At 61.8% G+C, this 20,872-nt stretch carries 19 protein-coding genes; 14 read left to right on the forward strand and 5 right to left on the reverse strand.

The window, feature by feature from the left end:
- Positions 1-9: 9 nt before the first annotated feature.
- Positions 10-1,449 carry a cytochrome-c oxidase, cbb3-type subunit I gene (gene ccoN / locus BLR66_RS10490; protein ID WP_093285535.1) on the reverse strand — a complete coding sequence of 480 codons (1,440 nt, stop codon included), beginning with the start codon at positions 1,447-1,449 and terminating at the stop codon, positions 10-12.
- A 163-nt stretch (positions 1,450-1,612) separates the two neighbouring features.
- On the opposite strand from ccoN, the gene BLR66_RS10495 reads away from it, so the two are divergent.
- The 3 genes from BLR66_RS10495 to cydX are packed head-to-tail and all read left to right on the forward strand — an operon-like array spanning position 1,613 to position 4,525.
- A complete protein-coding gene (locus tag BLR66_RS10495; RefSeq protein ID WP_093285540.1) occupies positions 1,613-3,199 on the forward strand; it encodes a cytochrome ubiquinol oxidase subunit I in 1,587 nt (528 codons plus the stop codon).
- 12 nt (positions 3,200-3,211) lie between these two features.
- Positions 3,212-4,360 carry a cytochrome d ubiquinol oxidase subunit II gene (gene cydB, locus BLR66_RS10500; protein WP_093285543.1) on the forward strand — a complete coding sequence of 383 codons (1,149 nt, stop codon included), beginning with the start codon at positions 3,212-3,214 and terminating at the stop codon, positions 4,358-4,360.
- 9 nt (positions 4,361-4,369) lie between these two features.
- On the forward strand, positions 4,370-4,525 hold the full coding sequence (cydX, locus tag BLR66_RS10505) for a cytochrome bd-I oxidase subunit CydX (RefSeq protein WP_093285548.1): 156 nt from the start codon (positions 4,370-4,372) through the stop codon (positions 4,523-4,525).
- Between the two features lie 81 nt (positions 4,526-4,606).
- On the opposite strand, the gene BLR66_RS10510 is transcribed toward cydX, so the two are convergent.
- Both BLR66_RS10510 and BLR66_RS10515 read right to left on the reverse strand, forming a co-directional pair.
- Complete coding sequence (locus BLR66_RS10510) at positions 4,607-5,875, reverse strand: sensor histidine kinase (RefSeq protein ID WP_093285552.1); 1,269 nt, start codon at positions 5,873-5,875, stop codon at positions 4,607-4,609.
- Positions 5,865-6,563, reverse strand: a complete 699-nt coding sequence (locus BLR66_RS10515) for a response regulator transcription factor (protein ID WP_093285557.1) — start codon at positions 6,561-6,563, stop codon at positions 5,865-5,867. The genes BLR66_RS10510 and BLR66_RS10515 overlap by 11 nt, the downstream gene beginning before the upstream one ends.
- Before the next feature lie 252 nt (positions 6,564-6,815).
- Here BLR66_RS10515 and BLR66_RS10520 point away from each other — a divergent pair, with 252 nt between their 5' ends.
- The 5 genes from BLR66_RS10520 to BLR66_RS10540 all read left to right on the forward strand — a co-directional run bounded on the left by BLR66_RS10520 (position 6,816) and on the right by BLR66_RS10540 (position 12,193).
- Complete coding sequence (locus BLR66_RS10520) at positions 6,816-7,547, forward strand: glycosyltransferase (RefSeq protein ID WP_093285562.1); 732 nt, start codon at positions 6,816-6,818, stop codon at positions 7,545-7,547.
- A 7-nt stretch (positions 7,548-7,554) separates the two neighbouring features.
- On the forward strand, positions 7,555-7,890 hold the full coding sequence (locus BLR66_RS10525; RefSeq protein WP_093285566.1) for a lipid-A-disaccharide synthase N-terminal domain-containing protein: 336 nt from the start codon (positions 7,555-7,557) through the stop codon (positions 7,888-7,890).
- A gap of 32 nt (positions 7,891-7,922) precedes the next feature.
- On the forward strand, positions 7,923-9,620 hold the full coding sequence (locus BLR66_RS10530; RefSeq protein ID WP_255402583.1) for an ArnT family glycosyltransferase: 1,698 nt from the start codon (positions 7,923-7,925) through the stop codon (positions 9,618-9,620).
- A 150-nt stretch (positions 9,621-9,770) separates the two neighbouring features.
- Positions 9,771-10,526, forward strand: coding sequence for a phosphatase PAP2 family protein (locus BLR66_RS10535; protein ID WP_093285570.1), 756 nt, complete (start codon positions 9,771-9,773; stop codon positions 10,524-10,526).
- 26 nt (positions 10,527-10,552) lie between these two features.
- On the forward strand, positions 10,553-12,193 hold the full coding sequence (locus BLR66_RS10540; RefSeq protein WP_255402584.1) for a phosphoethanolamine transferase: 1,641 nt from the start codon (positions 10,553-10,555) through the stop codon (positions 12,191-12,193).
- A gap of 37 nt (positions 12,194-12,230) precedes the next feature.
- On the opposite strand, the gene BLR66_RS10545 is transcribed toward BLR66_RS10540, so the two are convergent.
- Both BLR66_RS10545 and BLR66_RS10550 read right to left on the reverse strand, forming a co-directional pair.
- On the reverse strand, positions 12,231-12,503 hold the full coding sequence (locus BLR66_RS10545; protein ID WP_143014615.1) for a hypothetical protein: 273 nt from the start codon (positions 12,501-12,503) through the stop codon (positions 12,231-12,233).
- Between the two features lie 964 nt (positions 12,504-13,467).
- Entirely contained in the window at positions 13,468-14,373 is a 906-nt protein-coding gene (locus BLR66_RS10550; protein ID WP_093285580.1) for an AraC family transcriptional regulator, read from the reverse strand.
- A 179-nt stretch (positions 14,374-14,552) separates the two neighbouring features.
- Here BLR66_RS10550 and BLR66_RS10555 point away from each other — a divergent pair, with 179 nt between their 5' ends.
- From BLR66_RS10555 to BLR66_RS10580, 6 genes are all read left to right on the forward strand, one after another.
- Entirely contained in the window at positions 14,553-15,632 is a 1,080-nt protein-coding gene (locus tag BLR66_RS10555; RefSeq protein WP_093285586.1) for an alpha/beta hydrolase family protein, read from the forward strand.
- Positions 15,633-15,802: 170 nt separating this feature from the next.
- The gene (locus tag BLR66_RS10560; RefSeq protein WP_218119624.1) at positions 15,803-16,366 is read left to right on the forward strand and encodes an ester cyclase; all 564 of its coding nucleotides are present in this window, start codon (positions 15,803-15,805) and stop codon (positions 16,364-16,366) included.
- Between the two features lie 99 nt (positions 16,367-16,465).
- Complete coding sequence (locus BLR66_RS10565) at positions 16,466-17,443, forward strand: aldo/keto reductase (protein WP_093285596.1); 978 nt, start codon at positions 16,466-16,468, stop codon at positions 17,441-17,443.
- A gap of 90 nt (positions 17,444-17,533) precedes the next feature.
- Complete coding sequence (locus BLR66_RS10570) at positions 17,534-18,628, forward strand: alpha/beta hydrolase (RefSeq protein ID WP_093285601.1); 1,095 nt, start codon at positions 17,534-17,536, stop codon at positions 18,626-18,628.
- A 103-nt stretch (positions 18,629-18,731) separates the two neighbouring features.
- A complete protein-coding gene (locus tag BLR66_RS10575; RefSeq protein ID WP_093285606.1) occupies positions 18,732-19,709 on the forward strand; it encodes an aldo/keto reductase in 978 nt (325 codons plus the stop codon).
- A gap of 38 nt (positions 19,710-19,747) precedes the next feature.
- Positions 19,748-20,782: a zinc-dependent alcohol dehydrogenase family protein gene (locus BLR66_RS10580; RefSeq protein WP_255402448.1), complete on the forward strand. Its 1,035-nt coding sequence runs from the start codon at positions 19,748-19,750 to the stop codon at positions 20,780-20,782.
- Positions 20,783-20,872: the final 90 nt, after the last annotated feature.

The raw sequence follows: 20,872 nt of genomic DNA on the forward strand, positions 1-20,872 counted from the left end.
GTCAGTTCCTCAGGCCTTTGCTTCCGACACGTCCACCGGCAGGATCGGCTGTGGCGCCAGCGCGACCGCCGCCCGGTAGGTCTTCCAGGTGTTCCACGCCATCATTCCCATGCCGGACAGCACCAGCAGTCCGCCGCCCAGGCGGATCAGGTAGTACGGATAGGTGGCGTTGAGCGCCTCGACGAAGCTGTAGGTCAGGGTGCCGTCGTCGTTGGTGGCGCGCCACATCAGCCCCTGCATCACGCCGGCGATCCACATCGAAGCGATGTAGAACACCACGCCCAGCGTGTGCATCCAGAAATGCGCGTCGATCATCTTCACCGAGTACATCCGTTCGCGGCCCAGCAGGCGCGGGAGCAGCGCGTAGATCGAGCCGATGGAGATCATCGCCACCCAACCCAGCGCTCCCGCGTGCACGTGGCCCACGGTCCAGTCGGTGTAATGGCTAAGCGAGTTGACCGTCTTGATCGACATCATCGGTCCCTCGAAGGTGGCGATCATGTAGAAACTGATGGCCACGATGAGGAATTTCAGGATCGGATCGGTGCGCAGTTTGTGCCACACGCCCGACAGGGTCAGGATGCCGTTCAGCGCGCCGCCCCAGGACGGCGCCAGCAGGATCAGCGAGAACACCATGCCCACCGACTGCGCCCAGTCGGGCAGCGCGGTGTAATGCAGGTGGTGCGGTCCGGCCCACATGTACACGGCGATCAGCGCCCAGAAGTGCACGATGGACAGCCGGTAGGAATACACCGGGCGTCCGGCCTGCTTGGGCACGAAGTAGTACATCATTCCCAGGAAGCCGGCGGTCAGGAAGAAACCCACCGCGTTGTGCCCGTACCACCACTGCACCATGGCATCGACGGCGCCGCTGTAGACCGGGTAGGACTTGGCCAGGCCCACCGGGATGGCGATGCTGTTGACGATGTGCAGCAGCGCGATGGCGATGATGAAGGCGCCGTAGAACCAGTTGGCCACATAGATGTGCTTGACGTTGCGCTTGGCGATGGTGCCGAAGAACAACACGCCGTAGGCCACCCAGACCGCCGTGATCAGCAGGTCGATGGGCCACTCCAGCTCGGCGTATTCCTTGCCCTGGGTCAGGCCCATCGGCAGGGTGATGGCCGCAGCCACGATCACCAGCTGCCAGCCCCAGAACACGAAGGCGGCCAGCTTGTCCGACAGCAGCCGCACATGGCAGGTGCGCTGCACGATGTGCAGGCTGGTGGCGAACAGCGCGCAACCGCCGAAGGCGAAAATGACCGCATTGGTGTGCAACGGCCGCAGGCGGCCATAGCTGAACCAGGGCAGGTCGAAATTGAGCGCGGGCCAGTACAGCTGGGCGGCGATGATCACCCCCACCAGCATGCCCACGATCCCCCAGACCACGGTCATCACCGCGAACTGCCGTACCACTTTGTCGTTGTAGGTCCCCTGGACGCCTTGCATGCAGTCCGCTCCTCGGCTTGTCGGCGCGGATGATCCCTTGGGCGCGCCCGCGCTGCGTTGATCCAGATCAATGCGGCGGCCGAAAGGGCATGGTCTAGTTCCGGCCGAAGGTTGCCTCTCTGAGGCGCTACAATGGATGCACCTCCATGCCGAGTCGCCCCCCATGCCGGACATGAGCGTCGTAGAGCTGTCGCGCCTGCAGTTCGCGTTGACTGCGATGTACCACTTCCTGTTCGTGCCGCTCACCCTGGGCCTGTCCTTCATGATCGCGATCATGGAGAGTGTCTATGTGATGACCGGGCGCGACATCTGGCGGCGCATGACCCTGTTCTGGGGCACGCTGTTCGGCATCAACTTCGCCATGGGCGTGGCCACCGGCATCGTCATGGAGTTCCAGTTCGGCATGAACTGGTCCTACTACAGCCAGTACGTAGGCGACATTTTCGGCGCGCCGCTGGCCATCGAAGGCCTGATGGCGTTCTTCCTGGAAGCCACCTTCGTCGGCCTGTTCTTCTTCGGCTGGGACAAGCTGTCCAAGGTCAAACACCTGATGGTGACCTGGCTGGTGGCGCTGGGCACCAATTTTTCGGCGCTGTGGATCCTGATCGCCAACGGCTGGATGCAGTACCCGGTCGGCGCGGAATTCAATCCGGCCACCATGCGCATGGAAGTCAACGATTTCGCGGCCGTGCTGTTCAATCCGGTGGCGCAGGCCAAGTTCGTGCACACGGTCAGCGCCGGCTACGTGCTGGGCGCGGTGTTCGTGATGGCGATCAGCGCTTTTTATCTGCTGCGCGGCCGGCATGTCGATCTGGCCAAGCGCTCGATGGCGGTGGCGGCCAGTTTCGGGCTGGCGGCGTCGCTGTCGGTGGTGGTGCTGGGCGACGAGAGCGGTTATGTCACCGGCGAAAACCAGAAGATGAAACTGGCGGCGATCGAGGCGATGTGGGAGACCGAACCGGCTCCGGCCGGCTTCAACGCCTTCGCCATTCCCAACCAGGAAACACGCACCAACGAATATGCCGTGCATATCCCCTGGGTGATGGGGCTGATCGGCACGCGCTCGTTAAACACCGAGATTGCGGGCATCGACGAGCTGGTGGTGCGCGCCCAGGAACGCATCCGCAACGGCCAGGTCGCATATGCGGCCCTGCAGCGGTTGCGCGCAGACCGCAGCGATATGCACGCCAAGGCCATGTTCGACCTGCACTGGCAGGACATGGGCTACGCGCTGCTGCTCAAGCGCTACCGCGAAGACATCGGCAACGCCAGCGAGCAGGAAATCGCCAAGGCCGCGTCCGACACCATTCCGCGCGTGGCACCGTTGTTCTGGAGTTTCCGCCTGATGGCCGGGGTAGGCTTTTACTTCATCGCCTTCTTCGCGCTGGCGTTCTGGCTGGCCACCGTGCAGAAGCTGGACAAGTACCGCTGGTTCCTGAAGCTGGCGCTCTACAGCCTGCCGCTGCCGTGGCTGGCGATCGAAGCGGGCTGGCTGATTGCTGAATACGGCCGCCAGCCGTGGATCATCGACGGCGTGCTGCCGACTTTCCTGGCGGCTTCGGGCCTGAAACTGCACCAGGTCATCATCTCGCTCACCGGCTTCGTGGTCATCTACACCTCGCTGGCGGTGGTGGACGTGTACCTGCTGCGCAAGGTGGTGCTGAAAGGACCCGACGATATGCCCGGCGGCGAGCGGCGCCCCAACCAGGAAGGCGCGCCGCTGGCGACTGCCTCATCCACCGCGGCCTGACCGGAGAGCGGCATGGACACTATTCCCCTCGATTACGAAACCCTGCGCCTGATCTGGTGGCTGCTGCTGGGCATCCTGCTGATCGGCTTCGCGGTGATGGATGGCTTCGATCTGGGTGTGGGCACGCTGCTGCCGGCGGTGGCGCGCACCGATGCGGAGCGCCGCCTGGTCCTCAATGTGGTCGGCCCGGTCTGGGAAGGCAACCAGGTGTGGCTGATACTGGGTGGCGGCGCGATCTTCGCGGCGTTCCCGGCGTTGTACGCGGTGAGTTTCTCGGGTTTCTACCTGGCGATGTTCCTGATCTTGTTCGCGCTGATATTGCGGCCGGTCGGCTTCAAGTTCCGCAGCAAGGTGGAAGACAAGCGTTGGCGCGCGGTGTGGGACTGGGGGCTGTTCGTCGGCGGCTTCGTGCCTTCGCTGGTGTTCGGCGTGGCGATGGGCAACGTGCTGCTGGGCGCGCCTTTCCATTTCGACGACACCTTGCGCATCTACTACACCGGTGGGTTCTTCGCCTTGCTGTCGCCGTTCGCCGTACTGTGCGGGTTGGTCAGCGTGAGCATGCTCATCGCCCATGGCGCAGCCATGCTGGTGATCAAGACCGACGGACCGGTAGCCGCGCGCGCGCGTCGCTATGGTTCGCTGGCGGCGCTGGCCACGGCGGTGCTGTTCGTGCTGGCCGGCGTCTGGGTGGCCAATGGCGTGACCGGCTATTCCATCGTCGGCACGCTCGATGCGGCGGGCGCTTCCAATCCTCTGGGCAAGCAGGCGATCGCCGCGCCGGGTGCGTGGATGGCGAATTACCGGACCATGCCGTGGACCTGGATCTTTCCGTTGCTGGGCGTGGCGGGCGCTTTGCTCAGTGCATTGATGCTGCGTGCGGGACGCGGAGGTGCCGCCATCATGGCCTCGGGCCTGGCCATTGCCGGCATCATCCTCACCGAAGGCGTGGCGGTGTTTCCCTTCCTGCTGCCGTCCTCCACCGATCCCAATTCCAGCCTGACGCTGTGGGACGCTTCTTCCAGCCACATGACGCTGTTCGTCATGCTGGTGGTCACCTGTCTGTTCCTGCCCCTCGTGATCCTCTACACCAGCTGGGTGTACCGCGTGCTGCGCGGCAAGGTGAGCCCGGAAAGCCTGGAACAGAATCACAACTCCTACTGAGGAAAGGCCATGTGGTATTTCTCCTGGATACTCGGCGTCAGCCTGGCGGCCAGCTTCGCCATCCTCAACGGCATGTGGTACGAAATGCGCGAGAACGACCGCACCGCGCGCGAAGCGCAAGAGCAGGAAGCGGAGCGGTTGGCGAAAGAAGCGCGCGCGGACTGAAACCCGTGGGTCGTAGGTCGGGGCTACGCCCCCGACGCACGTGCACCCAAATTTCCCGAGCGTCGGGGGCGTAGCCCCGACCTACGAGCGCAGGCGCAGGGTGGTGCGCGTGCCGCGGCCGGACACTGAAGAGAACGCGAGATTCCAGCCCAGGTGTTCGCACAGGCGCGAGATCAGATCCAGGCCTATGCCTCCGCCGTCGCGTCCGCCGCCGCGCGCCATGCGCGCGTAGATTTCGCTGATTTCCTCCGGCGACATGCCATGGCCGGGGTCCTCGATCACCACGGTGGCGTCGGAGCGCAGGCTGATGCGGATCTGGCCGCGGTCGCTGTTCTCGATGGCGTTGCGCAGCAGGTTGCCGATCGCCGCCTGCACGATGGTCACCGGCGCCACGATTTCGCAAGGAGGCATCGGCTCCAGCACCAGCGTCAGGTCCTTGTCGCGCGTCAGGTAGCGATGGTCTTCCACGATCTCCGGCAGCAATTGGTCCAGCGCCACATGGTCGCTCGAGTCCGCCAGCCGCGAAGGATCCTTGGCCAGGGTCAACAGCAACGAGATCAATTGCTCCACATTACGCGCGGTACGGTGGATGCGCGCCACTTGATTGCGCGCGGCAGGGGGAACGTCCGCCTGGTCCAGGACCAGCTCGGAGGCGCCGGCGATCACCGCGATGGGCGTGCGCAGTTCATGGCTCGAGCTGGCGATGAAGGCATGCTCGCGCTCCACGAAGCTCTGGTTGCGGCGCAGGTAGTCGTTGAAGGCGTCGGCGATGACCACCATTTCGGCGCTGGCGTCTTCATCCAGGACGACTTTCTGGTCGGGCTGGGCAGGCTTCAGCTCTTCGACCTGGTGGGCCATCATGGCCAGCGGCTGGATCACCAGCCCCAGCCGCCACATCACCACCAGGCCAAGGATAAGGATCACCACGACCGTACCGGCGGCCACGGCAGCGGTAATGGCGCCCTCAACACCTTCGAACTCGGTCAGGTTCAGGGCCATCGCCACTGGCTTTCCGTTGATCTGTTCGATCAGCACCACGCTGCTCACCCCATCCAGGGTCATGTCGTCGTGCAGCCCCGGTTCCAACGGCGCCAGCACGGCCGGTAGCGGTGGAGCGCCGGCCACTCCGAACAGACGCAGCGTGTCGGTATCGCGCCAACGATAGGCGGAGTTGGCCTGGGTACGTTGCCCGTAGTAGTCCAGCTCCGCACGCAGCAGCGATTCCCAGGCCAGGTGCTCGACCCGCTCGTGGATGATGTATCCGCCCGCCAGTACGGCCGCCGACAGCAACACCGCGTAGATGAAAAGCCACTGCAGAATGCGGTGCTTCAGTAGCGGCCTAGATCCCATCCAGTTCATCCCGGGCGATGGCCGCCAGCCTGTAGCCGACCCGTGGCAGGGTATGAATCAATTTGACCGGGAAGGGGCCATCGACGCTGCGCCTAAGTTCGTAGATGTGCGAACGAAGCATGTCGCCGTCGGGCGGATCGTCGCCCCACAACGCGTGCTCCAGCCGTTCGCGGCTCACCGCGGCGGGACTGGCCTGCATCAGCGTCTCCAGCAGTTTGCGGCAGGCCGGATACAGGTGCAGCGGCTTCCCGGCACGGGTGGCTTCCAGTGTCGCCATGTCCAGGCGCAGATCCTCGACCTCCAGTATCCGCTTGCGGCCGCGGCCGGCCACGCGTGCGATCAACGCCTCGATGCGGACTTCGAGCTCGGGCAGGGCGAATGGCTTGGTCAGGTAGTCGTCGGCCCCGGCGCGGAAACCGGCGATCTTGTCGGGAAGCTCGTCGCGGGCGGTCAGCATGATGACCGGGGTGGCGGCATTCGCGCTGGCGCGAAGGTGTTGCAATACCTCGCGGCCATCCATGCGCGGCAGCATCCAGTCCAGCACCACCACGTCATAGGTCTGGGTGGTGGCCAGATGCAGACCGGTGACTCCGTCGGGTGCGGCGTCCAAGGTGTGGCCGCGCGCTTCGAAATATTCGAACAGGTTGGCAACCAGGCTTCGGTTGTCTTCGATCACCAGCAGGCGCATCGGGGTTCCAAGGAGGGGGCGCAAGCCAGCGCGAACGGCGATGCTCCCAGCATCGTGCGCGCCGTGTCAAAAGCCGGCCTTTCCGGGCTGAACGGTTAACGCGCCGCTAACGAAGTTCTGACGCATTTCCGACATCGGCTTTTCCACCCTTGCCGGCATCTCCCCAGGGGTTCCGAAGTTCGTGCCCGAGCTGCATCGGCGTATGGGTCAATACGCCGAAAATCGCCATGGCCGGCCCTATCCGATGACCGCATGAATTCGACCCCGATCCCCGAACTTTCCGTTGTCGTGCCCGTATTCGACGAATGCGACAACATAGCCCCGCTTGTCCACGAAATCGTGGCTGCGTTGCGTCCTCGGCTGGCCTTCGAAATCGTCTACGTCGATGACCATTCCAGCGACGACAGCCTGCGCCGGCTGCTGGAGCTGAAGGATCGCGTGCCCGAATTGCGCGTGTTGGCCCACGACCTGCGAAGTGGACAGAGCACCGCCATCCGTACCGGCGTGCGCGCCGCGCGGGCGGCGTGGATCGCGACCCTCGACGGCGACGGCCAGAACGACCCGGCCGATATCCCCAAGCTGCTGGATGCGCGCGGACAGGCCGGGCCATCGGTCAAGCTGTTCGCGGGCTGGCGGGTTGATCGCCAGGACAGCGCGAGCAAGCGCTGGGCTTCGCGGTGGGCCAATGCAGTCCGTGCGAGAATGCTGCGCGACGATACTCCCGATACTGGCTGCGGCATCAAACTGTTCGAGCGCCAGGCATACCTCGACCTTCCCTATTTCGATCACATGCACCGTTATCTGCCGGCGTTGATGCAGCGCGCGGGCTGGAGCACGGTCAGCATACCGGTCAGTCACCGCGGGCGTTCGACCGGAGTTTCCAAGTACAACAATCTGGGGCGCGCCTGGGTCGGCATCGGAGACCTGCGCGGCGTAGCCTGGCTGATCCGGCGCAGCAAGAATACCGGCACGCGGGAGTATTGAGGCAGGCATGCATCCGATGAATCAGGAAATCCTCTGGCTGGGTTGGACCGGTCTGCACATGACCCCATGGAAGGTCATCGGCATGGTCGGCGCGCTGATGTTCGGTGCGCGCTGGTTGGTGCAGTTCATCGCTTCGCGGCGGGCGCGCAAGCCGGTGATCCCGCGCTTGTTTTGGTATATGAGCATTGTCGGCAGCCTGATGACGCTGAGCTACTTCCTGTTCTCGGCCAAGCAGGATTCGGTGGGCGTCATCCAGAATCTGTTCCCCGCCTTCACCGCCTTCTACAGCCTTTACCTGGATATCAGGCACCGGGGCTGGAGACGCGACCGCGGCGGCCGCTGAGGCCGACGGTGCCATCGTTTTCCCGCCAACGCATTTTCGGCACGGCCTTCGTCTGGCTGTCTCTGCTGATTGCGCTGAGTCTGCTGGCCGGCCTGGGCCTGCGCGACCCTTCTCCGCCCGACGAACCGCGTTTCGTGCTTGCCGCGCGCGATATGGTCGAGTCCGGACAGTGGCTGTTCCCGCACCGCGGCAGCGAGTTCTATGCGGAAAAGCCCCCGGTGTTCATGTGGATGCAGGCGGCCGCGTACGAAGCCATCGGCAACTGGCGGATCGCTTTCCTGCTGCCTTCCTTGCTGGCCGCATTGCTGACGCTGTGGCTGATCTACGACCTGGCCGCACGCCTGTGGAGTCGCAGGACGGGACAGTACGCAGCGCTGGCGCTGTTCGTATGCCTGCAGTTCGGTCTACAGGCCAAACGCGGCCAGATCGACATGGTGCTGGTGGCGATGACCACCTTGTCGCTGTACGGGTTGTTGCGCCACCTGCTGCTTGGACCGAATTGGCCGCTAGCCTGGCTGGGCTTCTTTGCCGCCGGACTGGGGACGGTGACCAAAGGGGTGGGTTTTCTTCCGGTGCTGGTGTTGTTGCCCTGGGCCGCGCTGTCGTGGCGGAACCGCAAAGCTTCTCCTTCTGCGCCGTCCGCACGTGGCGGATGGCGTTGGGCGCTGGGCGCGCTGTGTTTCATGGCGGGCGCGGGCGTGTGGGTCGTGCCCATGCTGTGGGCGGTGTTCAACAGTTCCGATCCCTCATTCCAGGCCTACGCAAGCGAGATCCTGCTCAAGCAGACCGGCAAGCGCTACGCGGGGGCTTGGCATCATGTGCAACCGTTCTGGTACTACGCGCAGGTCATCGTGACTTTGTGGCTGCCGGGCGCATTGCTCTTGCCTTGGCTGCTGCCTGCGTGGCGGCGTCGCCTGCGTCGTGGCGACCGGCGCTTTTGGCTGCTGCTGGGATGGAGCGCGCTGGTGCTGTTGTTCTTCAGTGCCAGTCCCGGCAAGCGCGAAGTTTATATTTTTCCCATGCTGCCGGCCCTGTGCGTGGCGGCCGCGCCTCTGCTGCAGGGATTGATGCGGCGTGCCGGCGTGCAGCGGACCCTGCTGGGCTATTTGCTGGCGCTCTCCCTGACGACGTGCGGCTTGGCTTTGTCCGGATTGCTGGGCGCGAGCGAATGGGCGCACCGTTTGGCGATGCAGCGCGACATCGACGAAGGTACCTTGCGCACGTTCCTGGTGTGGCTGCTGATCTTCGGCACCGTCTCGATGGCGGTGATCCTGTGGGCGCGATTGCGACGTGTGGGCGTGGCGGCCGTAATGGTCACGGCGCTGCTGTGGATGGCGTACGGCTTCGGCCTGGCGCCGACGTTGGACGCCGACAGTTCCGCGCGCAAGCTGATGCAGCGAGTCGGCCAGCGTATCGGACCGCAGGCGGAGTTGGGCATGGTGGCCTGGCGCGAACAGAACCTGCTGCAGAGCGATCGACCCACCGTCGATTTCGGCTTCAAGAATTCGTGGCAGGAGCAATGGGCCCAAGCCGGCCCATGGCTGCTGGAGGATCCGGCACGGCGCTGGGTGTTCGTGCTGGACAAGGCGGTCAGCCCCTGTGTGGATGCGGCGCGCACGATCGACATCGGCCAATCCAACCGCAACCGATGGCTGCTGGTGCCGGGAAGCGCCTGGAAAAAAGGTTGCAAGACGCCCGCTTTCGACGTAGAGGACGACGAAATTCCTTGAATCGCAGCTGACCGGTCGCCCCTGCTTAACGGGCAGCGAACTTAGCTCCGACCGCTCTCCGACAGAGCCGATCCAATCATTCGCGCCACCTTGTCTGCATGTGCGTGGATGCAACCTCTTACTCCTCTGCCTGTCCCACGGTTCTTGTCGATGATTGGTTCCGCCGCGCTGGGCGGCAATCGCACGCGCCGTTGGTCGCACCCGTTATCGCGGTTCTACTTGCGGCACCTGTGGATGCCGCTGGCCATTTTCGCTGCCCTGTCTTTGTTGTTGATGGGTTTGCACGGGGACTTGTGGCTCGCCGATCGCGTGTACGCGATGGAAGGCCATGCGTGGGCGCTGCAGACCGGCTACATCACCCAGGACCTGCTGCATGCGACGGGCCGCCAGGCCAGCAAGGACATGTGGTTCGCACTGGCTTTGGTGCTGGCCGTCTCCCTTTTTGCGCGGCCGATGAGGCAATGGCGACGGCCATTGGCTTATCTGCTGGCGGCGACTTTGCTGTCCACTGCCGCGGTCGGCCTGCTCAAACGCTGGACCAACATGGATTGTCCCTGGGACCTGCTGCGTTATGGCGGAGATAAAACCTACTACGGCCTTTTCATGCATCGGCCTTCCATACTGGGCCATGCCAAATGCTTTCCCGCTGGCCATGCCAGCGCCGGCTATGCGTGGACGGCGCTGTATTTCTTTTTTCTGGGTACGCGGCCGCGTTGGCGCTGGTGGGGTTTGGGGTTTGCGCTGGCCTTGGGGTTGGTGTTCGGAATTGCGCAGCAACTGCGCGGCGCGCATTTCCTTTCCCATGACCTTTGGGCGCTGATGATCTGCTGGCTCGTGGCGCTGGGACTTCATCGGCTCATGCTGACGCGTCCGCCCGTATACGCGCCATTGCAGGCCTTGTCGTGAGCGCGGTTACTCTGACCCCGGACGGACTGGGCCAAAAAACCGGTTCGAAAACGGCATGGTGGAAGCAGCGCATCGAGCTGCCCAGCGAGGCATTGATTCTGTTGTGCAGCGCGTTCTTCGCGCTATTCAATAACAGCGCGTTCTGGCACGGCGCGATCTCCAACCCGATGCAGCAATGGCGGCTGGCGCTATCCCTGTTCCTGATAGTGACCGCCGTGCATGCCTTCCTGCTGGGGTGGGTGGTCAACCGCTGGACCGCGAAGCCATTGCTCACGGCATTGTTGCTGGTGACTGCGGTCGCCAGCCATTACATGAATGCCTATGGCGTGTACCTGGATGCGGACATGCTGCGCAACGTGCTGCATACCGACAGCAAGGAATCCGGCGAGCTGCTGACCTGGTGGCTGCTGGTTCCGTTGGCCCTGACTGCGTTTCCGGTAGCGCTGCTGTGGCGAGTGCAACTGCGCAGGCGCAAGTGGCCGCGTGCGCTGGCGATCCGCAGCGCCTTCCTGCTGGGCGCGTTGCTGGCCGGCGCCGCAGGTGCGCTGATGTCGTCGCAGGGAGTGTCGTCGCTGATCCGCAATCATCGGGAAGTCCGCTATCTGGTGACGCCGGCCAACTACCTCGTGTCGCTGGTCAACGTCATGCAGGCTTCTCCCCCTGGCCCGAAACGCGCGCTGCTGCCCGTGGGATTGGACGCAAGGCAGGATCCTCGCCCTGCCGGCAGCAAGCCGCGCTTGCTGGTGCTGGTCGTAGGCGAAACCGCCCGTGCGCAGAACTGGGGATTGAACGGTTACGCGCGCCAGACCACGCCCGAACTCTCGCGGATCGAGGGTCTGCTCAATTTCAGTGATGTGACTTCCTGCGGCAGCAGCACCGAAGTGTCCCTGCCTTGCATGTTCTCCCCCTACGGGCGGCGCGACTACGATGAGCGGAAGATCCGTAGCCATCAATCGTTGCTGCATGTGCTGGATCACGCGGGCATCGGTACCTTGTGGCGCGACAACCAGTCGGGCTGCAAAGGCGTTTGCGATGGGCTGACTCTCCAGCGCCTGCAGGATTCGAACGAGCCCGGCCTGTGCAACGGCAAGCGTTGTCTGGATGGCATTCTCCTCAAAGGGCTGGAAGCGCAGCTCTCCCCTTCCAAAGGCGACCGGGTGGTGGTGTTGCACCAGCTCGGCAATCACGGGCCGAGTTACTTCGAACGCTATCCGCTGGAGTACAAGCGCTTCACTCCCACTTGCGAGAATCCCGAACTGGGCCAGTGCGCGCGGCAGGAGATCGTCAACGCCTACGACAACGCATTGCTGTACACCGATCACTTCCTGGCCGAAACCATCGCCATGCTGAAATCGCGAACCGACTACGACACCGCCCTGATCTATGTGTCCGACCACGGCGAATCACTGGGCGAAAAGGGTCTGTTCCTGCACGGCGTGCCTTACTCCATCGCCCCGGCGGAGCAGATCAAGGTGCCGATGGTGATGTGGCTCTCGCCGGGGTTGGTGCAGGACGCCAGGCTGGACACCACATGCCTGAAGCGCGAAACGATGGGGCCGGCCAGCCACGACAACCTGTTTCCTTCTGTCCTGGGGCTGATGCAGGTGAGTACGCGCGAATATCAGCCGGCTTACGACCTGTTCGCGAAATGCCGCAACCGCCAATAAGCAAGCGCGGCGCGGTCCGTCCGCAGCGGTTGGCGCCCTAGCGTTTCCACCAGAGAACGGCCGTCTCTGCCAGCAGGCACATCAGCATAGAGAGGAAGGCAGAAGCGGCCGCAATGGCCGACAAGGTGGCCAGCGCGAGAAACGGGGCAGGGTGCAGACCCTTGCCGCCATCCACTACCAGGGCCGCAAGGCCGCATAAGGCTGCGGCAACGGTCGATCCGATGAAAACGCGGAGAAGACGCGGATAAGCGGTGGCCGGCATGCCGCCTTCGGCGCCGCCCTGGGCAACGGCTGCGCCTGGAACTTTCATGCTTGGATTCTTCATCGCTGCGCTGTTCGAAGGAGTCGGCGGCAATGGTGTCCGCCGATTCGTCGGAACCCGGTCGTATCGGCATTCGTTTAGGGTTAAGAGCGCCCCTTCGTTCAGTCCAGGATGGGAAGTCCGATTTGGGTTCGGGCGGCCTCTTTGTGTTGGTCGGCCAAAGTGTCGGTTTGGTGGAGGTACTGGGCCGGCAGGAAGTGGCGGGTCGGCCGTCAGCGCGCACGGTGGTGCGAAAGCGCCGAGGCCGCCGTGGAAAGGGGCGCGGAACCGGCCCTTGCCCGGATGGACGGCAGCTTGGGCCGCTGCCGCGCTCAGCCCCGGACCGGGAATCGCAACGCTCCGGGCACAAAAAACCCCGCAAATACGCGGGGTTAGATGACTCAATGCCGGATCCAACGAGTTCTTCGATGGTGGTATGGGTGGACTCAAAAAACACGGCTAAGTGAATATTTTGCAAAGAATTATTGAGTTTGAATTTTTGCAGCTACCGTCAAAGTTACCGTTAGCAAGAGGGGATACTCAGCGCCAGGATATTTTTTGAAATAACACTGTGCACTACGACCTGAGCACTGCATCTATCATTTAGCAGCCGTTTAGTTGACCCTCGCATATGAACCCACTCATTAATCCAACCACGCCGTTTGGAATGACGGCCTTGATGACGCGCGGTATCGCACTCCCCCTGGGCTGCATGCGGCCTGGAACGTTGGTGCCTGGATGTGTGGTGGCAAAGGTGAGATCGCACACCTCTAGGAAAACCTGGGGGCAGTAAGTATCCAATTTACCACCGCAGAACTTCATGAGATCAAATACAGCATTCGCAGGATTGGTCGTGCATGGCGGTCGAATGAACGCAGCCCAGATGGAAGTGGTTGACCAGTCGAAGTAACGATTCGAAGCGGGAAGCGCATTGCTTTACGTGGGCAATGCGCGATGTCTTCCCGTTGAATAACTAGCTCAGACGCAGACGCCTGGCATCTTGTTGTGGAGGTGCGCCGAATAGACGGCTGTACTCGCGACTGAATTGCGATGGGCTCTCATAGCCGACAAGGCTGCCCGCATTACCCGCGTCGATATTCTGGTTGAGCATCAATTGCCGCGCCTCCTGCAATCTCAACTGCTTCTGGTACTGCAGTGGGCTGGTGCCGGTGATGGCGCGGAAATGCTGTCGGAACGTGGAGGGGCTCATGTGCGCGCGAGCAGCCAGATCGTCCATCTGCAGCGTCTGGGTAAAGTTCTTCTTCAACCAGGCGACCGTTTTGGCGATGTGCTGGCTGGGTGAGCCGTTTGCAGCAAGGTGATGCAAGTGCGGGGAATGGGGCCCCGTCATCAGGCGCGTAGTGATCTCCTCTTGTATCAGCGGCGCTAAGCGGGGAAGCAGCTCCGGTTCGTGCAGCAATCCGATCAGCCGAATCAAAGCATCGACGATGGGCTGGTCCAGGGTTTCGATGGAGATGGACCGAAAGGCTGAGTCCCTCAGACGATGTGACAGCTCCATCTCGGAGGCCATCTGGACGATCTGGCGGCTATCGAGCGTCAGCATCAAGCCCAGAAACGGCTCACGGACGCTGGCCTGCGTGACATGCGAGACAACCGGTAGATCGATAGTGGTCAGCATGGATTGTCCAGGGACGTAATCCATCACTTCTTCACCCTGCATGACCTGCTTGGCGCCTTGGGCTACGACTCCCATTCCCAGGGTGTAAATGCAATGCAAGGGTTTGGTGGGCGCGTTACGGCGATGAAGCGAAAGCGCCGGAATAGCGGTCGCATAGTCCCCGTCGGTATGGGCAACTCCTGCAATGGCCTGGGCCAGCGCCGCGGTCGACGACGACGGAAGGGGGATAGAGCTAGACATGGCCGATTCCTGTGTATTTCCTGACTGTGTCTACTTTAGCGCCTGTCCGAAGGCAGGTGTGCACCTTGTGTCGCCAGATCGTCAGTTTAGGCAAACAACGCAGCGGTTCCGGCAAACGGCTGAGGGATGAGGCGGGGAAACTAGCTCATCGAATTCCCCCTCAGCAAGGAAAGATCGACATGGATAACCCTCGCGACACTCTCGTTCAGGACCAAAGCCCCAGCTTGAAGGCCCGCCGCCAGCTTCTCAAAGCCGGTGCCGCGCTCGCCGCCGTACCTATCGCGGCAGCCGCAACCGCCGCTGCGGCTGCAGCAGCAGGTGCAAAAGCAACAGGCGGACAGACCGCTCCGGCGCTAAGCGCGGTGGACGCGAAATCCGATGAGTTCATCAACGGCCTGGCCGATCTCATGGCGCACTCGACGCGCACGCCGATCTTGCGATGGCCGAACGAGTACGACATGGAGTTCGAGGAGATCTTCTTTCCGGCGATGGACGGCGTGACGGTGGAAGGTTGGTTCATTCCCGCCAATTCGGACAAGTTGATCATCTGCAATCACCCCATGCCGTGTAATCGCTACGGCTATCCGGGCCACCTAGATCCGTGGAAGAACTTCGGCGGTTTCGAGGTGAACTTCCTGCCCGAATACAAAGTTCTGCACGACGCCGGCTACAACATCATCGCCTACGACATCCGCAATCACGGCCGTAGCGGCATGGGAAGCGGTGGCGTCAACGGTCACGGCGTACTGGAATATCGCGATGTGATCGGATCATTGCGTTACGCGAAATCGCGTCCCGACACCAAGAACATGCGGACGGCGCTGTACAGCCGTTGCCTGGGCGCCAACGCCACCATCGTGGGCATGAAGAAGCATCCGCAAGAATTCAAGCACATCAAGGCGATGATTGCCCTGCAACCCGTAACACCGGCAGTGTTCGTGGAAAAGGCGGTGGAAACGCAAAGGATCGCCAACGGCCTGGAACGGTTCGACATCGCCTTTCATAAGCGCACTGGCTTCCACCTGGCCGACGTCTGGCCAATGGAATACGCCAAGGCTGTGACCGTTCCCACGCTGGTCGCCCAGGTCCGTGATGATTTCCTGACCAAGCCGTCCAACGTGCAGGAGATCTACGACACGCTTTCTTGCCGAGACAAGAAGCTCTTCTGGATTGAAGGGACAGACCAACGCTTCCAAGGCTACAACTACTTCGGAAAAAACCCGGAGCTGATGCTCGAGTGGTTCGGAAGCCATATTTAAGGGGACCAAACAGTGGGCGGCGCCGATGTCTACCCGGGTCCACTGGCTCCGGGCTATAACGCCCCTGCTTTTCAATCGCTTATCCATCTTGACTGAATAGTCGTTCCGAAAGCACTGCTCGCGTTGACGCGCGCAGTTCAACGGACCCCACATAACAGAAGGAGTACTTCATGAACAAACTAGTCGCCCGCACGATCCTCATGCTTACCGTCACCCTCGGCGCGACTGCGTGCAAGCCTGTCGCACCACCCGAAACTCATGCCGCTGCCGCAGGCCCCATGGCCTCAGCTGCCGCTCCGGAAGCAATCCAGGCTTCTACGGTCGCCGAAACCAACAAGCGCGTGATGCAGCGCTTCACCGGAGAGTTCCTTCCGACCGGCGACGCTGCTCTGGCTGAGCAGTTTCTCAGCCCCGATGTGACCATCTACTTCGCCGGACAGAAGCAGCAGGGTCGTGACACCTACCTCGGACTGGTCGCCGCCAATCGCGCCGCATTCCCCGATCTGGTCTGGAAAGTGGATCAGATGGTGGCCGAAGGCGACACCGTTGCCATCCGCTACACGATGACTGGAACGCATCGAGGCGACTTCGCCGGAGTCGGTGGAACAGGCAAACCTGTCACCGCGCAAAGCATGGCCTTCTACCGTCTTGAGAACGGGAAGATCGTCGAGGAACGCGCTCAGCTGGACTTGCTGGCGGTCCTCCAACAGATCGGCGCCATACCGACCAAGTAACTGTACAGAGGCGGACAAGCCTGGACGTAAGCCTTCCGCAGCTAATTGACATCAGCGCGTACGGGTTTACTCCTACACCCACCAACAAGGAACACTATCATGAAGAAAATATCCATCGGCGGACTGCAAGTCTCGCGCATAGGACTCGGCGCCATGTCGATGTCTGCCTTCTACGACATCGGCACGGCAAACGATGCGGAATCCACTCGCGCCATTCACCGTGCGCTGGATCTGGGCGTCACTCATATTGATACTGCCGAGATCTATGGACCCTACATCAACGAGGAACTGATCGGTCAGGCCGTCAAGGGTCGTCGCGACCAAGTGGTGCTGGCGACGAAGTTCGGCTTTATCTCCCACGCGGGCGGTGGCCCTGGCGTCATCGATAGCAGTCCCACGAATATCCGTGTTGCAGTTGAGGGCTCCCTCAAGCGCTTGGGCACAGACTATATCGACTTGTACTACCAGCACCGGGTGGATCCGAATACGCCCATCGAGGATACGGTCGGTGCTCTGGCGAAACTGGTGGTCGAGGGAAAAATCCGCCATATCGGTCTGTCCGAGGCTTCGCCCCGCACGATCCGCCGGGCCCATGCCGTGCATCCGATCACTGCATTGCAGACTGAGTATTCGCTGTGGACTCGCGACCCAGAAGCGGAGTTGCTCCCACTGTTACGCGAACTGGGTGTCGGTTTTGTTCCTTATTCGCCACTCGGTCACGGCTTCCTGACCGGCGAGATCCGTTCACCCGAACAGCTCGGCGATGACGATTGGCGCAAGACCAACCCGCGCTTCATCGGTGAGAACTTTCAGCGCAACTTGCGCATCGTGGAGGAGGTGAAGGCCGTTGCCGTCGAGGCAGGCGCGACGTTGGCGCAAGTGGCGCTTGCTTGGTTGTTGGCGCAGGGTGACGACATTGCTCCGATTCCCGGCACCAAGCGGGTAGCCCGCGTCGAGGAAAACACCGCTGCCGACCAACTCGAGCTGAGTGCGGAACAGATCAATCGGCTGAACAATCTGACGTCTGCCACAGGCGAACGCCACAGCGAAGCAGGCATGGCTGCCATTGACCGGTGAAGCTTGCAAAAGCTGCGGGGCTTTCCCTACCGCACAAGCCATCGGCATGCCGAGAGTTTCTCTATAAACCTAAGAATGACGGAGTCGAAGATGGACAATACTAGAATCGATGAGAAGCGACGTAAGTTCCTTGGCGCGTCCGTAGTGGCCGTGAGCGGCGTTGCGATAGTGGGCGCTGGGCTGACGATTCCTAAGCAGGCATCCGCCCAAACAAGAACATCCGCAGGCCTGGCCGTGATTGGCCGCGCTGATACAGGAAATATCCTGGTAGAGCGTGTCACTTATGTCAGCAGAGATGCGCAAACCAAGATAGTCGGCAATCTTTTCAAGCCTGCCGATTTCGACCCAGGAAAAAAATACGCGGCCATCGTCGTCACGCATCCCATTGGTGGCGTCAAAGAGCAGACCGCAGGCCTTTATGCACTGAAGCTAGCCGAGCAGGGTTTTATTACCCTGGCATACGATGCCTCCTATCAGGGCGAAAGCGGCGGCGAGCCGCATCTGCTGGAGCTTCCTACCGCGCGTGTATCCGACATCAGCGATTCCATCGACTATCTGAGCAGGCATCCGCAAGTGGATCCCAATCGTATCGGCTCGCTAGGCATATGCGGTGGCGGCGGTTACGCGCTGAACGCCGCCCAGACCGAACTACGCGTCAAGGCTGTTGCAACGGTCAGTGCTGCCGATATCGGCGATCTGCGACGCAATGGTCTGGCCAATTCCCGGAGCTATGAAGAGCGTGTGAAGCTCTTGCAGGACGCGTCGGCACAAAGGACTCGCGAGGCTGCGGGTGAGCCTGTCCGCCTGACACCAACAGTGCCCGAGACCGACAATTTCACCACAAGCACACCAGTCATGTATCGGGAAGGCTACGAATACTATCGGACCGCGAGAGGCCAGCACCCTAACTCTCCCGGTCGCTCAGTTTTCTCCGGCCTTCCAGCCCAGATGGCGTTCTTCGCATTCGAGCAGCTTGAGACGATCTCGCCCCGCCCGGTGTTGATGATCGCAGGAGCCAACGCAGACAGCCTTTATTTCAGTGAAGATGCCTATAAGAAGGCAAAGGAACCCAAAGAGCTGTTCCTGGTTCCGGGCGCGACTCACATCGACATGTACGACAGGCCGCAGCATGTGACCCCTGCGGTTGCAAAGCTCCAAGAATTCTTCACCCGGAACCTGATTTAGGGTTCGACTCTTTGCCATTTCTGCTGCGTGCCGTGAACCCTTGCGGCCAAATGGCGACGAATGCCCCACGCGACGACAATTATTCACAGAACGGATCTAAACCATGAAACACATCTCTATCGGCGAGCTCGACGTCTCCCGCATAGGACTCGGCGCCATGTCGATGTCTGGCTACTACAACATTGGTGATGGCAGCGATGAAGAGTCCATTCGCACGATCCATCGCGCCATCGACCTGGGCGTCACTCATATCGACACCGCCGAGATCTATGGCCCCTTCACCAATGAGGAACTCGTCGGCCGCGCCCTCAAGGGCCGTCGTGATCAGGTCGTGCTGGCGACGAAGTTCGGCTTGGTCTCGCACGCCAGCGGTGGCCCCCGCGTCATCGATAGCCACCCGACCAATGTCCGGACCGCCGTCGAAGGCTCTCTGAGGCGACTGGGGACCGATCACATCGACCTGTGCTACCAGCACCGTGTCGATCCGAACACGCCCATAGAGGACACCGTGGGCGCGCTGGCCCAATTAGTCGTCGAGGGCAAGGTTCGCTATATCGGCTTGTCCGAGGCCGGTTCCGCCACGATCCGTCGCGCCCATGCCGTGCATCCGGTCGCCGCGCTGCAAACTGAGTATTCGCTTTGGACCCGTGACCCGGAAGCCGAATTGTTGCCGTTGTTGCGCGAGCTGGGCATCGGTTTCGTTCCCTACTCGCCGCTCGGTCATGGTTTTCTGACCGGTGAGATCCGCTCACCCGACGATCTTTCAGACGACGATTGGCGCAAGACCAACCCGCGCTTCACCGGTGATAACTTCCAGCGCAATTTGCGCATCGTCGACGAGGTCAAGGCCGTTGCCACAGAGGTGGGTTCCACACCGGCACAGATCGCTCTGGCCTGGCTGCTTGCACAAGGCGATGACATCGCCCCGATTCCCGGCACCAAGCGCGTTGCCCGCGTCGAGGAGAATACCGCTGCCGACGGCGTCGAATTGAGTGTCGGACAGATCGAGCGGTTGAACAATCTCACACCCGCCGTCGGCGAGCGCCACGATGAGGGAAACATGGCCGTAATTGATCGATGAGTACGAAGATTGGGGTACAGAAACCAATGGCGAAGACCATGAAGCGTTGGCAGATGAGCGAGATCGGGCGGGAACATCTGGCGCTTGTCGACGTGGAACGACCCCAGCCTGCGCGAGGGGAGATCTTGGTCAAGGTTGCCGCCGTGTCGCTCAACTATCGGGACAAGCTGGTCATAGAAACTGGTCTGGGTCTTGAACTTGTCTTTCCCTTTACACCCGCGTCGGACCTGGCCGGAACCGTGATCGCGGTCGGCGAGGGCGTCGAGCGCTTCCAGCCAGGAGATCGTGTGATCTCTACTTTCACGCCTGGCTGGATCGAGGGAAAGCCGAACGGCGATGCGCGCACGATGCCCTATCGATCGCTCGGCGGCGCTTATCCGGGCGTGCTCGCTGAATACGTCGCCTTCCCACAAGACTGGTTTGTCCTGAGCCCGGCATCGCTTGATGCAGCGCAGGCGAGCACGCTGCCTTGTGCCGGACTTACCGCCTGGTTCGCACTTGTAGAGCGCGGCAAGCTTCAGGTGGGACAAACGGTGTTGATCGAAGGCACCGGTGGCGTGGCGCTATTCGGACTGCAAATCGCTAAGGCCCAGGGGGCGGAAGTGATCGTTATCTCCGGCAGCGCCGACAAACTCGAAAGAGCGAAGGTGCTCGGTGCGGATCACCTCATTGATCGCAACGCCGGGGATTGGGTCGAGGCGGTTTGGAGGCTGACGGACGATCGCGGGGCGGACCACATCCTGGAACTAGTCGGAGGACCGCATCTCGAAAAAGCCCTTCAGGCGGTAGCCGTCCACGGGCATATCTCAGTGATCGGCGTGCTGGAAGGATTCGACATTTCCTGTTCGGCGGGGCCGCTGTTGCTTAAGTCGCCGACGGTCCAGGGAATCAGTGTAGGCCATCGACGTGCACTGGAGGATTTCGCTCGCGCCATTGATCGGAGCGACATCAGGCCAGAAATCGAAGCGCGTTACACCTTCACCGATCTGCACGATGCCCTTGATCATCTGGATCGCGGACCTTTCGGCAAGATCGTCATCGACGTTGCGACCAATTGGACCGATGTGGACTAGAGATTGAACGTCCGCCATTGGCCGGAGCGGCGTTGGCGAATGACACTTCCGGCCCACGATACAACACCAAGTCGCGCAACAGATAAGTGA

Origin of the sequence: Pseudoxanthomonas sp. CF125 (assembly GCF_900104085.1) — a bacterium.
Taxonomy (GTDB): Bacteria; Pseudomonadota; Gammaproteobacteria; order Xanthomonadales; family Xanthomonadaceae; genus Pseudoxanthomonas_A.

Coding starts and splice junctions, on each gene's coding strand:
- ccoN (WP_093285535.1), bottom strand. CDS start 1,449: ATGCAAGGCGTCCAGGGGACCTACAACGACAAAGTGGTACGGCAGTTC.
- BLR66_RS10495 (WP_093285540.1), top strand. CDS start 1,613: ATGCCGGACATGAGCGTCGTAGAGCTGTCGCGCCTGCAGTTCGCGTTG.
- cydB (WP_093285543.1), top strand. CDS start 3,212: ATGGACACTATTCCCCTCGATTACGAAACCCTGCGCCTGATCTGGTGG.
- cydX (WP_093285548.1), top strand. CDS start 4,370: ATGTGGTATTTCTCCTGGATACTCGGCGTCAGCCTGGCGGCCAGCTTC.
- BLR66_RS10510 (WP_093285552.1), bottom strand. CDS start 5,875: ATGGGATCTAGGCCGCTACTGAAGCACCGCATTCTGCAGTGGCTTTTC.
- BLR66_RS10515 (WP_093285557.1), bottom strand. CDS start 6,563: ATGCGCCTGCTGGTGATCGAAGACAACCGAAGCCTGGTTGCCAACCTG.
- BLR66_RS10520 (WP_093285562.1), top strand. CDS start 6,816: ATGAATTCGACCCCGATCCCCGAACTTTCCGTTGTCGTGCCCGTATTC.
- BLR66_RS10525 (WP_093285566.1), top strand. CDS start 7,555: ATGCATCCGATGAATCAGGAAATCCTCTGGCTGGGTTGGACCGGTCTG.
- BLR66_RS10535 (WP_093285570.1), top strand. CDS start 9,771: ATGATTGGTTCCGCCGCGCTGGGCGGCAATCGCACGCGCCGTTGGTCG.
- BLR66_RS10545 (WP_143014615.1), bottom strand. CDS start 12,503: ATGAAAGTTCCAGGCGCAGCCGTTGCCCAGGGCGGCGCCGAAGGCGGC.
- BLR66_RS10550 (WP_093285580.1), bottom strand. CDS start 14,373: ATGTCTAGCTCTATCCCCCTTCCGTCGTCGTCGACCGCGGCGCTGGCC.
- BLR66_RS10555 (WP_093285586.1), top strand. CDS start 14,553: ATGGATAACCCTCGCGACACTCTCGTTCAGGACCAAAGCCCCAGCTTG.
- BLR66_RS10560 (WP_218119624.1), top strand. CDS start 15,803: ATGAACAAACTAGTCGCCCGCACGATCCTCATGCTTACCGTCACCCTC.
- BLR66_RS10565 (WP_093285596.1), top strand. CDS start 16,466: ATGAAGAAAATATCCATCGGCGGACTGCAAGTCTCGCGCATAGGACTC.
- BLR66_RS10570 (WP_093285601.1), top strand. CDS start 17,534: ATGGACAATACTAGAATCGATGAGAAGCGACGTAAGTTCCTTGGCGCG.
- BLR66_RS10575 (WP_093285606.1), top strand. CDS start 18,732: ATGAAACACATCTCTATCGGCGAGCTCGACGTCTCCCGCATAGGACTC.
- BLR66_RS10580 (WP_255402448.1), top strand. CDS start 19,748: ATGAAGCGTTGGCAGATGAGCGAGATCGGGCGGGAACATCTGGCGCTT.